This window comes from Pseudomonas sp. MMS21 TM103 (assembly GCF_022132145.1).
Lineage (GTDB): Bacteria > Pseudomonadota > Gammaproteobacteria > Pseudomonadales > Pseudomonadaceae > Aquipseudomonas.
Window position 1 is genome coordinate 185,474 of sequence record NZ_JAJISP010000005.1, and the last position, 11,942, is coordinate 197,415.

The following is an 11,942-nucleotide window of genomic DNA, read 5'->3' on the forward strand; positions in this document are numbered from 1 at the left end:
AACGCCCCGAGTAAACGGCGCAAACCTGGTCAGATATCCGGAGCAGAAAGTCACTGCAAGCTGAACCGGAAATAGCCCGCAGCCAATCAACAGGCCGCCAAAAATGTGGCCAGTGGCCGTATCCATAGGCTCAAGCCCCTGCCAAACGCTGTCGGTAGCGGAAAGACGGATCGATGGCTCGCCGTGATTCTCCCCCAGGCCGTGCCACGGCCACTCATGGCGTCCGCCTGAGCAGCGGCGCACTGCAGCCAGCCGTTTTCAGTCGCCATCGAGCACACAGGCCAAGCCTGACCGAACAGTTCGCCGACCACCGGCTGCCAGGCAAAAAACAGGCGGCGCCCAGAGAGCTGAATGGCCCCATTGCTTGCCTGGTGCAACATCGGCGGCGGTCGCAATAGCCGGGCGTTTTCTTCCCGCCTCTCAGGCCTCGGCGACCACGGTGTTCTCGATATGGCCGAGACCGTCGATCTCGATCCGTACCACATCACCTACGACGAGGAAGCGCTTGGGCGTGAAGCCGACGCCGACCCCGGCCGGCGTGCCGGTAGCCAGGATATCGCCGGGCTCCAGGGTCATCACCGTCGACAGGTAGGCGATCTGCTCCCAGATGTTGTAGATCATGTCGCCGGTACTGGTTTCCTGACGTTTTTCGCCGTTCACATAAGCCCGCATCATCAGTGCATGGGGATCCGCCACCTCATCGGCGGTGACCAGCCACGGACCAATAGGACCGTGACTGTCAAAGGACTTGCCGAGGGTGAAAGTCGGGCTGCGCATCTGCCAGTCACGCACGCTGACGTCGTTAGCGACCAGATAACCGGCAACCACCGATGGCGCATCCTCCACCGATACATGTCGGCAGCGCTTGCCAATGACCACGCCCAGTTCGGCCTCGTAATCGAGCTTGGTCGAGACCCTCGGCAGGTCGATAGGATCATAAGGGCCGTTGAGGCAGGAGACCTGCTTGTTGAACCACAGCTGCGACTTGGGAATCGGCACGCCGTTACGCTCGGCCTCGGCGGCGTGGGCGCGATAGTTCATGCCGATTGCCAGGTACTTCTGCGGATCGGTCACCGCCGCCAGCAGGTGCACCTGATCCAGCGCCAGGCTGTCATTGTCCGGCTGCAGCGCGGCGACCCGCGCCAATGCCTCGGGGCCGGCCGCCAGCAGGCGTGCCATGCTGCCAGGCAGGTCTGGCAATGCCGCCGCCAGGGGAATAACCCGATCACCGACAACCTTGCCCAGCCCGACCCTTTCGCCCGCTTGGAAAGTTACTAGCCTCATCACACCACCCTTGAATTCATGCCCGCTATGTAGCGGAACTCAGTAACCCCGGCAAACCGGGTCAACGCTCTTCCTGCTCCAGTCGAACGACCAGCTGCCGGCCTATTCTCGCCGAGAACGGCAGCCTACGGCACAGTAGAGGTCAACTAATCCCGGACGCGGAGCGCCTGGCGCAAGTGGTTTCGCGGATGATGGGCTTTAGGCAGGTCCAGACCGCAATGAAGCGGCCGGCAGAACACCGCTTTCGCCTGACCGGCACACCAGAAACGCAAAAGCCCCTGAAGTCGTTTGAGAAATCAGGGGCTTGGCGTTTACACATATGGCGGGAAGATAGGGATTTGAACCCTAGGTGCTATCGCTAACACAACGGATTTCGAATCCGTCCCGTTCGGCCACTCCGGCATCTTCCCGTGGCGGCGCGCATCATAGCAGCACAAACACGTTTGGCGAAGCCCAAATGCTAGAATTTTTCACATACATTCAGATGCTTGCGCTGGTGCCCTGGGTGCGCGTGGTCGGAAACGTCCCGCTCGCTATCGAGAAGCAATGCTTGGCGGATGAAGACCAGGCACCCCTTCCGGGTCTACAGGGGGACAGATGCCCCATGCAACACGCTTACAACGCCCATCAAGCAGAAAAGGCGCCTAAGCGCCTCTCCTGTGCCGCACAGCAATCGATCAGGCGGTCAGCCGAGTCAGCGCTTCGCGGTACTTGTCGGCGGTTTTCTGCGCGACCTCAGCCGGTACGGCCGGGGCCGGGGGTTCTTTGTTCCAGCCGGTGGATTCCAGCCAGTCGCGCACGAACTGCTTGTCGAAGCTAGGCGGGTTCTTGCCTTCGACGTAGCTGTCGGCCGGCCAGAAGCGGCTGGAGTCAGGGGTCAGCACTTCGTCCATCAGGGTCAGGGTGCCGTTTTCGTCCAGACCGAACTCGAACTTGGTGTCGGCAATGATGATGCCGCGGGTGGCGGCGTACTCGACGGCGGCGCTGTACAGGGCGATAGAGGTGTCACGCACCTTGGCCGCCAGTTCGTCGCCAATGATCGCGGCGCACTGCTCGAAGGAGATGTTCTCGTCGTGGTCGCCAACGGCGGCCTTGGTCGAAGGAGTGAAGATCGGTTGCGGCAGCTTGGAGGCTTCCTGCAACCCGGCTGGCAGCTGGATACCGCAGACGGTGCCGCTGTTCTGGTATTCCTTCCAGCCGGAACCGGCGATGTATCCGCGCACGATGGCTTCCACGGCAACCGGCTTGAGGCGTTTGGCGACTACCGCGCGCCCCTCGACCAGCGGCAATTCGGCGGCCGGCACCACGTCTTCCACCTTGTCGCCGGTGAAGTGGTTGGGCACCAGGCCGGCCAGTTTGTCGAACCAGAAATTGGAGATCGCGGTGAGGATCTTGCCCTTGTCCGGGATTGGCTCGGCGAGGATCACGTCGAAGGCCGAGAGGCGATCGGTGGCGACCATCAGCATGCGCTTGTCGTCGATTTCATAGAGGTCGCGGACTTTGCCCGAGTAGATCTTCTTCAGGCTCAGGGTTGCAGGAGTGGTCATGTCGGGATTTCCGCCTTTAGCAAACGAAACAGGCGAAACCCGGTGGGTTTCGCCTATCGGTATTACGACGCAGGAACAACCAGGGCTTAGCCTAGGTTCTCTTGAATCAGCTCCAGAATGCGACGTGCCACATCGGCTGGCGCCACGGTGTTCAGGTCTTTTTCCACGGTAACCTGGACGCTGTCGCCGACGGCGGTCAGGCGCACCTGGTAACGCTCGGCACGCGCATCGATTTCTTCCTTGTCCGGCTTACCACCGAACAGATTAGAGAAGAAGCCCGGCTCTTCGCCCTTCTTCTGCGCCCCTTCGGCCAGGTTGATGTAGTACACACCGAGGCTACGATTGAGGTCGTCGATGCGCACATCGGCCGCTTCCAGGGAACGACCGACACCGGACCAGGCGCGATCGAAATCGGCACCCAGGTTCAACACCGGGTTGCCGTTACCGTCTTCCGACAGGCTGACGCGGCTCGGCGCATCAAAGTCGCGTGCAGCCAGCAGCGATACGGAACCGCCCTGCTCGGCACTGCGCTCCATGCTCACCAGCATTTCGTCGAGCAGCGCGGCTTCCAGGCTGGCATTGCCGCTGCCACTGGCGAAGGCCACATCGGCAGTGCTGCCAGCTGGTCGCTCGGCACTGAGCACGAAGACTTCGCTGGTATTGCGCTGCACGCCAGGCTCGACACGCACCCGCACGCGGGTTTCGGCATCTGCCGCCAGGCCCGAGACACGACTGCTCAGGCGCCGCGACATGGCTGCAGACAGCTGATCAACGCGCTGCCACGCGGTGACGAATTCGCCGATCTGCGGACGCTCATTGGCAATCTTGAAACCGTTGTCTTCGAAGAATTGGCGTGCGATCGGCCAGACTTCGCCCGGCACGCGCTGGCCGACCAGCCAGCGTGATTCGCCGCTTTTCTGCAAGCTGAACTCGCTGGCATCGGCACGTACGGCCAGAGGCTGCGGGCGCGGGACTTCGAATTCACCCTCGGACGTGCTGCTGGCAACCTGAGCCGGCACCGGCAACAACGGATCGAGACGCTTAGCCTCGACGTTCGCCGGCAACTGCATGGGGGCGGTTTGCCGAGCCAAGAGGTAGTCGCTGCCGCGATCACGGAAATAGCCATCTTCACCATAGATCCAGCCACAACCGCTGGTACTGGAGATGATCAGAGCAAGTGCGGAGAGTCCGCCCAGTCGCTTCATGCGTAGTATTTCCTCAATTAAACCAAAACGCCGGACTGGCGCAGGGCCTGACGCAGCGGTTCATGACAACGCGGGCTGAGCCAGGTCAGCGGCAAACGGATACCGTCCGGCATCATGCCCATTTCATGCAGGGCGAACTTCACCGGAATCGGGTTGGACTCGATAAACAAGGCCTTGTGCAGCGGCATCAGGCGATCGTTGATGGCTCGCGCAGTCACGGCATCGCCAGCCATGGCAGCGGCACACAACTCGCTCATGGCGCGCGGCGCAACGTTGGCGGTCACCGAGATATTGCCCTTGCCGCCCATCAGCATCAGCTCGACGGCAGTGGCGTCATCGCCGGAATACACCAGAAAATCCTTGCTCACCCGGTCCAGGACTTCCTGGCCGCGCTGCAGGTCGCCAGTGGCTTCCTTGATTCCGATGATGTTGGCGATCTTCGCCAGACGCTCGACCGTCTCTGGCAGCATGTCGCACACGGTGCGACCCGGCACGTTGTAGAGAATCTGTGGGATGGCCACTGACTCGGCGATATGCCGGAAGTGCAGATACAGGCCTTCCTGTGTGGGCTTATTGTAATAAGGCGTGACCAGCAGGCACGCATCGGCGCCCACATCCTTCGCGGCGCGCGTCAGTTCGACCGACTCGCGGGTGGAATTGCCACCCGTGCCGGCGATGACCGGGATGCGCCCGGCAACCTGGTCGACCACACGTCGGATCACTTCGATGTGCTCGGAAACTTCCAACGTGGCCGACTCGCCGGTGGTACCGACCGCGACGATGGCGTTGGTGCCCTCTTGCAGGTGGAAATCCACCAGTTTGCTCAGGCTGTCCCAATCGAGACCACCTTGTGCATCCATGGGCGTGACCAGTGCCACCATACTGCCCGCAATCATGCAACCACTCCTGCCGGAAAAAAGAGAGCGGTAATGGTACTGGCGCCACCCACCTTGTACAAGCGAAGGAAAAGGCCGATCGGCCAGCGCGGTGACTGGGCGAGCAGCCCGCTATTCCTTTCACTCATCCATTGACTGGCATTCCCCTGAGCTGCGCTTTTCGCTACCCTTCCCGCTTTGCTCGGTACTCATTGTGGGCCGAGCGTTCATCGCTCTAGGAATGCTGCATGTCCACCCCCCCAGTTCGCGAACAATTCCTCGTCATCAGTGCACTCGGCCCCAACGCCATGGAGCTGACCAATGTGCTGTGCCGCACCAGCAATGAAAACCGCTGCGCCGTCGTCAGCACCCGCCTGAGCCGGCATGGCGAGTTCAGCGCCCTGGTGCTGCAGGTCTCCGGCAGCTGGGACGCCCTGGCGCGCCTGGAGTCGAGCCTGCCTGCCCTGGCCAAGAAGCACGCCTTCACGGTCAACGTGACGCGCAGTGCCGCGGCGGAGAATCGCCCCCAGGCCTTGCCCTACGTGGCCTATGTCAGCTCGGCCTACCGCCCGGATATCCTCAATGAGCTGTGCCAGTTCTTCATCGACCACAACGTCGAACTGGAAAGCCTCACCTGCGATACCTACCAGGCCCCGCAGACCGGCGGCACCATGCTCAATGCGACGCTGACCGTGACGCTGCCGGCTGGCACCCAGATCAGCTGGTTGCGCGATCAGTTCCTCGATTTCTCCGACGCCTTGAATCTGGACGCCCTGATCGAACCCTGGCGCCCACAAAACCCATAAGGAAGCTGTCATGGCCGTAGCACTCGACACCCCGGTTGAAGATTTCCAGGCACCGGCTACCAGCGGCCAGCAGGTTCAGCTGTCGGCACTGCAAGGCCAGCAGGTGGTGATCTATTTCTATCCGAAGGACAGCACTCCTGGCTGTACCACCGAAGGCCAGGGCTTTCGCGATCACTACCCGGACTTCCAGGCCGCCAACACCCTGGTGTTCGGCGTATCGCGGGACAGCCTCAAGTCCCACGAGAACTTCAAGGGCAAGCAGCAGTTCCCCTTCGAGCTGATCACGGACAAGGATGAGGCGCTCTGCCAGTTGTTCGACGTGATCAAGCTGAAGAAGCTCTACGGCAAGGAGTACCTGGGCGTCGACCGCAGCACCTTCCTGATCGACAAGCACGGTGTGCTGCGCAAGGAATGGCGTGGGGTGAAAGTACCGGGTCATGTCGAGGCCGTGCTGGCCGCCGCCCAGGCGCTGCACAACGACTGAAGCCGCACGTACGCAAAAGGCCGCTTGCCGGGGTTCCCGCAAGCGGCCTTTTTGCTGCGGCCGCGCCTGGCCCGGCTATCCCACAAGCGCCATCCTCACTCCTCGCGCAACGCCAGCTCCTTGCGCGGCCAGGCATTGAGCACGGCCTTGAACAGGGTCGCCAGCGGAATGGCGAAGAACACCCCCCAGAAGCCCCACAAGCCGCCGAACAGCAATACCGCGCAGATGATCGCCACCGGGTGCAGGTTGACCGCCTCGGAGAACAGCAGCGGCACCAGCACGTTGCCGTCCAGCGCCTGGATCACCCCATATACCACCATCAGGTAGAGGAACTGATCGTCGAAGCCCCACTGGAACAGACCGATTAGCGCCACCGGCACCGTCACCACCACCGCGCCGATGTACGGCACCACCACCGACAACCCCACTAGCAACGCCAGCAGCGCCGCATAGTTGAGTCCCAGCGCGGCGAAGGCAATGTAAGTGACGACGCCGCAAATGATGATCTCGATGAACTTGCCACGAATGTAGTTGGCGATCTGCTGGTTCATTTCCTGAGCGACCTGGGTAATCAGGGTACGTTCACGGGGCAGGTAGCCGCGAAACCAGGTACCTATCACCTCGCGGTCCTTGAGGAAGAAAAACACCAGGATCGGTACCAGCACCAGGTAGATCATGATCCCGGCCAACATTGGCAGGCTGGACAGGGAGAACGACAGCGCCCACTGGCCGAACTTACCGGCCTCGCCGCTGATCGCCTCGGTCAACTGCAACACCTGGGCATCGCTGATCAGATTCGGGTAACGCTCCGGCAACAGCAGAAACAGCGCCTGCCACTCGCCGAGCATGCGCGGCAGCTCGTTGAACAGGGTGCTCAACTGGCGCCAGATCAGCGGCATCAACACCAGCAGGAACAAGACCAGCGAGCTCAAGAACAGCAGGTACACCAGCGCCACCGCCATCATCCGCGGCAGGCGCAGGCGCTCCAGGGCATTGACCAGCCCTTGCATCAGAAACGCCAGCACCAGACCGGTCAACACCGGCGCCAGCATGCCACCGAGGGTCAGAACGGCGGCGAAACCAAGCACCAGCAGCACCGCAAGGACCACCGCCTGTTCGTCGGAAAAATAGCGGTGCATCCACCCGCGTAACACCTTAATCATCAATAGTCCTTAGATCGAAACAGCCCACGCAGAACGCGTGTCAGGCTTTACGCAACCAATAGCGATACACACCCGCCTCTTCCTCTTCACGCAGCAGGCCGTGGCCTGCGAGCCTGGCGAAGGCACGAAAATCCCGTTGCGAGCCGGCATCCGTGGCAATGACCTTGAGCACTGCACCGCTTGCCAGGCGATTCAACTCCAGCTTGGCCTTGAGCAACGGCAGCGGGCAATTCAATCCACTGGCATCCAACTCGGCGTCGCAGGCACCGTCCCACTCTTGTCCATCGTTCATTCGAGCCCTCCTAAACAGCGCCAAGGATACCCAAGTCCGTGCAACCCTGGCCAGGTGAGCGCTTGCCCGGCTACAGTAACGACTTTGTTCGCCAAGAGCTCTGTGCATGAATGTTCTGCGCCCCATCCTGTTGACGCTCGCCTGCCTGACCGCTCAGCCGGGCCTGGCCAGCGATCTACCGTCACTCGGCGACGCCAGCTCCGCGATTGTCTCGCCCCAGCAAGAACATCAGCTTGGCCGTGCCTGGCTGAGCCTGTTGCGCGGCCAGACCCGCCAACTGTCGGACCCGCAGCTCAAGGATTTCGTCGAGAGCAGTGTCTATCGCCTGGGAGAAACCAGCGAACTGAAGGATCGGCGCCTGGAATTCGTCCTGCTCGACAGCCCGCAAATCAATGCCTTCGCCGCCCCCGGCGGAATCATCGGGGTCAACGGCGGCCTGTTCCTCTATGCCCAGACCGAAGCTGAATATGCCTCGGTCATGACCCACGAACTCGCCCACCTGTCGCAACGCCACTTTGCCCGCGGCCTGGAAGCCCAGCAGCGCATGCAACTGCCGCTGATGGCCGCAATGCTCGCCGGGATCGTGGCCGCGGCGGCAGGGGCAGGCGATGTCGGCATAGCGGCCATCGCCTCGACTCAGGCGGCAGCCATTCAAGAGCAGCGGCGCTTCTCCCGACAGAATGAGCAGGAGGCGGACCGGATTGGCCTGGTCAATCTGGAGAAAGCCGGCTACGACCCCCGCGCCATGCCGAGCATGTTCGAACGCCTGATGCGCCAATATCGCTACGACCGCATGCCGCCGGAATTCCTCCTGACCCACCCGGTATCCGAGTCGCGCATCGCCGACACCCGCAACCGCGCCGCACAAACCAAGGCCGGCGGTGTGACCGACAGCGCGCGCTACCAGTTGATGCGCGCCCGCGTGCAGCTCAACTACGAAGATACTCCGGGACTGGCGGCCAAGCGTTTTCGCGCCTTGCTCGATGAAACCCCAAAACTGCACGCCGCCCGCTACGGCCTGGCCCTGGCGCAGATCAAGAGCGGCCAGCACCAGAAGGCCCGCGAGAGCCTGCAACCCTTGCTGCAGGCGGAGCCCGACAATATCGCCTACAACCTGGCCCAGATCGAACTGGACAGCGCCTCCAGCCACCTGCCGGAAGCACAGAGCCGCATCGAGCGACTCATGAGTAACTACCCGAACAATTACCCACTGCAGCAGGCGCGCATCGACGTGCTGATGAAACAGGCACGCCCCCAGGAGGCCGAGCGCGCCCTCGACGAGCTGCTGAAAAGCCGCCCGAAAGACCCCGACGTCTGGTACCAGGTCGCCGAAGTGCGCGGCCTCAGTGGCAACACCATCGGCCTGCACCAGGCACGTGCGGAATACTTCGCCCTGGTCGGCGACTACGATCAGGCGATCGAACAACTCGACTTCGCCAAACGCCGTGCGACCAACAACTTCCCGCTCGCCTCACGCATCGACGCGCGGCAACGCGAACTGCTGGAAGACCAGCGCATCATCGAGCAGATGCTGCGCTAGGCCGGCGGGAACACTTGCACGGCCGGAGCGGACAGCACCGAGATGAGCCACCCTCGACCTGGGCGAACCTGAAGTCACAGGCGCCCCCAGGATGGCAGACAGTCAAGCTCTCGGCAGCTACGGCCTGGCGAACCGGCCCAGAGGTTGTGAAAAAACGCTCAGGCCCGCGCGAAGGCAGAAAAGGCCTCGAGCACCCGCTCGATGTCCTCGGCACTGACATCCAGATGCGTGACCATGCGCAGACGCGACGCGGCCGTCAGCTTGATCCCGCGCTCGGCGCAGAAGGCCTGGAGTGCGCCGGCCTGCTCGCCGACCTGGGCATAGACCATATTGGTCTGCACCGGCTCGACCGCGTAGCCCAACCCGCGTAGCCCGTCTGCCAGGCGTTCGGCATTGGCGTGATCCTCGACCAGGCGCGCCACCTGATGCTCCAGGGCATAGAGTCCGGCGGCAGCCAGCACGCCGGACTGGCGCATGCCGCCGCCCACCACCTTGCGCCAACGCCGCGCCTTGCCGATCAGTTCGTCGCTGCCACACAGCACCGACCCCACAGGCGCGCCCAGACCCTTGGACAAACAGACCGAAACCGAATCGAAGTGCCGGGTGATGTCCCTGGCCGGCACGCCCTGCCTGACCGCCGCGTTGTACAGCCGCGCGCCGTCCAGGTGCAGGGCCAGGCCACGCCTGCGGGTCAGCTCGCGGGCAGCGGCCAGATAAGTCAACGGCAGGACCTTGCCCTGCATGGTGTTCTCCAGCGCCAGCAGGCGAGTGCGAGCGAAGTGGAAGTCGTCCTGCTTGATTGCCGCCTCGACCTTGGCCAGGTCCAGCGAGCCATCCGCTTCGCCCTCGATCGGCTGCGGCTGGATCGAGCCCAGCACTGCGGCGCCGCCGCCTTCGTATTTATAGGTGTGCGCCTGCTGGCCGACGATGTATTCGTCGCCGCGCTCGCAATGGGCCATCAGGCCGAGCAGGTTGCTCATGGTGCCGGTCGGCACGAACAGTGCGCGGGCAAAGCCCAGTTCGGCCGCCAGGTACTGCTCCAGGCGGTTGACCGTGGGATCCTCGCCGTAGACGTCATCGCCCAGTTCGGCCGCCAGCATGGCCTCGCGCATGCCCGAGGTTGGCTGGGTTACGGTATCGCTGCGCAAGTCGATGACGGGCATGGAGGGTTCCTTGAAGTGACGAAAAAACCGATGCTAAGGCGCCGGTGACGGGCACACAAGGTACAGTTCTGCGGGAACAGTCGCAGACCTTGCGCAGGCACCCAGGGTCGGTAAATGAGCGCTCAGAGGCGCTGAACATCGCGAGTGCCGGCGCGAGACTGTCTCCAGCCGTTCATCACAAAGCGCGCCACGCCGCAGCGGGCGCAGTAGACGAGCGCCTTTCACCGCCGCTCAGGCCAGCTGCACGTCTTCGGCGGGGGCGACGAGGATGGCGGCACGCAGACCGTTTTTCACCTTGGGGTTGGGGAAGATGATCCGCGCACCCGGCTCTTCCACGACCCAGCGAGTGCCGGCCAGATCCTCGGCAAGCAGGTAGCCGACCGGCAGCTGGCTGAAGTTTTCCACATCCGCCGGCAGGTGCAGCTTGAAGGTATCGCTGTGCTTGATGATTTCCCGCGCCACGGCGAACAATTGCAGCCCGTCCAGCTCGGTGCCTGGCTGCCCTGGCTCCGGTTCGCAGCCGGCGATGATGTGCTGCAGACGCTCTTCGAGCCGCCCCAGATTGACCCCCTGGTTCTGGCCAAAGGCACGCGCCTTGCCCAACTCCAGGGTGAACGACTCCGCCCCCAGTTGCGTGTAGGTGTAGGCACTGAAGGTGATCGAGCTCTTGTTGTGCAGCAGCACCGCCTCGATCCCCGCGGCATTCAGCCGGGCCAGCTCACGCAGGCTGCGCGGTCGACCCTCCTGCCAGGGATAGAGGGCGAACTGCTCGATTTTGGAGGCGCGGATCGCGGTATGCAGGTCGTAGTGCAGGCGCGTGCGCTCGGGCTTGCTGAAGAATGTGGCGGCCAGGTGTTCAAGATCGCAGGCACGCATGGCCTCGGCCCCGGCATGCTGTTCGTGCTGGCCGTTGAACAGGCGATTGATGTCCTGCTCGATATAGCGCTCGCCGCGGCGGATCGCCGGCGGGTTGCCGAACAGGAAGAGGATTCGTGCGCGCGGCTTCAGCTCGCCACGGGCAATGGCGTGCAGCAGGCGGTCGAGCAATTCGATGGGGGCGGTTTCATTGCCGTGGATGCCGGCCGAGAGCAGCAGATCCAGGCCGTTATCACTGGCCGCTGGCGGCGTCACTTCCAGCGCACCCTCGGCCAGCCAGCGCATGCGCGCGCCCTCGGGCGTCAGCTGGATCTTCGCTGCCGGTTCGTGGCCGGCCAGGGTCAATTCAAGCAGTTTGCCGAGGGCAAGCATAGGAGTTACCTCAATCGTGATTGCAGTCAGGGCCGTGCACGTGCTCGTCGTCGCCAAGCTCGGCCGCTTCCATCTCCAGCTCCAGGCTGACCAGATTGGTGGCCAGCGGACGCAGCAGCAGATTCGCGTACTCGCTGTCACCCTCCGCCACGTCCACGCCGATCATCAACTGACCGTTACCCACCTGCTGAAACCAGACTTCCTTGCCCTGCCACATCACCGCAAAGCGCGTGCAGGTCGTTTCCAGCTGGGTGCCATCTTCATCTTCGAGGATCAGTTGCAGGACATCGGACATTATTCAAAGCTCCACGCTATAAGCCACAAGCAGCAAGTTT

Annotated in this window: 12 protein-coding genes and 1 tRNA gene; 3 read left to right on the top strand and 10 right to left on the bottom strand. The window is 62.8% G+C overall.

Annotated elements, in window-relative coordinates:
- Positions 1 to 420: 420 nt before the first annotated feature.
- The 5 genes from LJY18_RS16295 to dapA form a co-directional block, all read right to left on the bottom strand.
- The gene (locus LJY18_RS16295; protein ID WP_238042848.1) at positions 421 to 1,284 is read right to left on the bottom strand and encodes a fumarylacetoacetate hydrolase family protein; all 864 of its coding nucleotides are present in this window, start codon (positions 1,282 to 1,284) and stop codon (positions 421 to 423) included.
- Between the two features lie 320 nt (positions 1,285 to 1,604).
- Positions 1,605 to 1,694: transfer RNA gene (locus LJY18_RS16300), tRNA-Ser, on the bottom strand.
- A 267-nt stretch (positions 1,695 to 1,961) separates the two neighbouring features.
- Entirely contained in the window at positions 1,962 to 2,831 is an 870-nt protein-coding gene (locus tag LJY18_RS16305; protein ID WP_238042849.1) for a phosphoribosylaminoimidazolesuccinocarboxamide synthase, read from the bottom strand.
- An 86-nt stretch (positions 2,832 to 2,917) separates the two neighbouring features.
- Positions 2,918 to 4,036, bottom strand: a complete 1,119-nt coding sequence (gene bamC, locus LJY18_RS16310) for an outer membrane protein assembly factor BamC (protein ID WP_238042850.1) — start codon at positions 4,034 to 4,036, stop codon at positions 2,918 to 2,920.
- 17 nt (positions 4,037 to 4,053) lie between these two features.
- The gene (dapA, locus tag LJY18_RS16315; protein ID WP_238042851.1) at positions 4,054 to 4,932 is read right to left on the bottom strand and encodes a 4-hydroxy-tetrahydrodipicolinate synthase; all 879 of its coding nucleotides are present in this window, start codon (positions 4,930 to 4,932) and stop codon (positions 4,054 to 4,056) included.
- Positions 4,933 to 5,159: 227 nt separating this feature from the next.
- Here dapA and LJY18_RS16320 point away from each other — a divergent pair, with 227 nt between their 5' ends.
- Both LJY18_RS16320 and LJY18_RS16325 read left to right on the top strand, forming a co-directional pair.
- Positions 5,160 to 5,717 carry a glycine cleavage system protein R gene (locus tag LJY18_RS16320; protein ID WP_238042852.1) on the top strand — a complete coding sequence of 186 codons (558 nt, stop codon included), beginning with the start codon at positions 5,160 to 5,162 and terminating at the stop codon, positions 5,715 to 5,717.
- 10 nt (positions 5,718 to 5,727) lie between these two features.
- Complete coding sequence (locus tag LJY18_RS16325) at positions 5,728 to 6,201, top strand: peroxiredoxin (protein WP_238042853.1); 474 nt, start codon at positions 5,728 to 5,730, stop codon at positions 6,199 to 6,201.
- Between the two features lie 95 nt (positions 6,202 to 6,296).
- Here the strand turns inward: LJY18_RS16325 and LJY18_RS16330 are convergent, their stop codons facing one another.
- A complete protein-coding gene (locus LJY18_RS16330) occupies positions 6,297 to 7,364 on the bottom strand; it encodes an AI-2E family transporter (RefSeq protein WP_238042854.1) in 1,068 nt (355 codons plus the stop codon).
- 40 nt (positions 7,365 to 7,404) lie between these two features.
- Positions 7,405 to 7,656 carry a sulfurtransferase TusA family protein gene (locus tag LJY18_RS16335; protein ID WP_238042855.1) on the bottom strand — a complete coding sequence of 84 codons (252 nt, stop codon included), beginning with the start codon at positions 7,654 to 7,656 and terminating at the stop codon, positions 7,405 to 7,407.
- Positions 7,657 to 7,762: 106 nt separating this feature from the next.
- On the opposite strand from LJY18_RS16335, the gene LJY18_RS16340 reads away from it, so the two are divergent.
- The gene (locus LJY18_RS16340; RefSeq protein ID WP_238042856.1) at positions 7,763 to 9,196 is read left to right on the top strand and encodes a M48 family metalloprotease; all 1,434 of its coding nucleotides are present in this window, start codon (positions 7,763 to 7,765) and stop codon (positions 9,194 to 9,196) included.
- Between the two features lie 158 nt (positions 9,197 to 9,354).
- Here the strand turns inward: LJY18_RS16340 and ltaE are convergent, their stop codons facing one another.
- From ltaE to LJY18_RS16355, 3 genes are all read right to left on the bottom strand, one after another.
- Positions 9,355 to 10,359 carry a low-specificity L-threonine aldolase gene (gene ltaE / locus LJY18_RS16345; protein ID WP_238042857.1) on the bottom strand — a complete coding sequence of 335 codons (1,005 nt, stop codon included), beginning with the start codon at positions 10,357 to 10,359 and terminating at the stop codon, positions 9,355 to 9,357.
- A gap of 231 nt (positions 10,360 to 10,590) precedes the next feature.
- Positions 10,591 to 11,607: a succinylglutamate desuccinylase gene (gene astE, locus LJY18_RS16350; RefSeq protein ID WP_238042858.1), complete on the bottom strand. Its 1,017-nt coding sequence runs from the start codon at positions 11,605 to 11,607 to the stop codon at positions 10,591 to 10,593.
- A 10-nt stretch (positions 11,608 to 11,617) separates the two neighbouring features.
- Positions 11,618 to 11,902, bottom strand: coding sequence for a topoisomerase II (locus tag LJY18_RS16355; protein ID WP_238042859.1), 285 nt, complete (start codon positions 11,900 to 11,902; stop codon positions 11,618 to 11,620).
- Between the last annotated feature and the right edge of the window lie 40 nt (positions 11,903 to 11,942).

What these genes read in the sequence shown, in the direction of transcription:
- LJY18_RS16295 (WP_238042848.1), bottom strand. Translation starts at nt 1,284, where the DNA reads ATGAGGCTAGTAACTTTCCAAGCGGGCGAAAGGGTCGGGCTGGGCAAG.
- LJY18_RS16305 (WP_238042849.1), bottom strand. Translation starts at nt 2,831, where the DNA reads ATGACCACTCCTGCAACCCTGAGCCTGAAGAAGATCTACTCGGGCAAA.
- bamC (WP_238042850.1), bottom strand. Translation starts at nt 4,036, where the DNA reads ATGAAGCGACTGGGCGGACTCTCCGCACTTGCTCTGATCATCTCCAGT.
- dapA (WP_238042851.1), bottom strand. Translation starts at nt 4,932, where the DNA reads ATGATTGCGGGCAGTATGGTGGCACTGGTCACGCCCATGGATGCACAA.
- LJY18_RS16320 (WP_238042852.1), top strand. Translation starts at nt 5,160, where the DNA reads ATGTCCACCCCCCCAGTTCGCGAACAATTCCTCGTCATCAGTGCACTC.
- LJY18_RS16325 (WP_238042853.1), top strand. Translation starts at nt 5,728, where the DNA reads ATGGCCGTAGCACTCGACACCCCGGTTGAAGATTTCCAGGCACCGGCT.
- LJY18_RS16330 (WP_238042854.1), bottom strand. Translation starts at nt 7,364, where the DNA reads ATGATTAAGGTGTTACGCGGGTGGATGCACCGCTATTTTTCCGACGAA.
- LJY18_RS16335 (WP_238042855.1), bottom strand. Translation starts at nt 7,656, where the DNA reads ATGAACGATGGACAAGAGTGGGACGGTGCCTGCGACGCCGAGTTGGAT.
- LJY18_RS16340 (WP_238042856.1), top strand. Translation starts at nt 7,763, where the DNA reads ATGAATGTTCTGCGCCCCATCCTGTTGACGCTCGCCTGCCTGACCGCT.
- ltaE (WP_238042857.1), bottom strand. Translation starts at nt 10,359, where the DNA reads ATGCCCGTCATCGACTTGCGCAGCGATACCGTAACCCAGCCAACCTCG.
- astE (WP_238042858.1), bottom strand. Translation starts at nt 11,607, where the DNA reads ATGCTTGCCCTCGGCAAACTGCTTGAATTGACCCTGGCCGGCCACGAA.
- LJY18_RS16355 (WP_238042859.1), bottom strand. Translation starts at nt 11,902, where the DNA reads ATGTCCGATGTCCTGCAACTGATCCTCGAAGATGAAGATGGCACCCAG.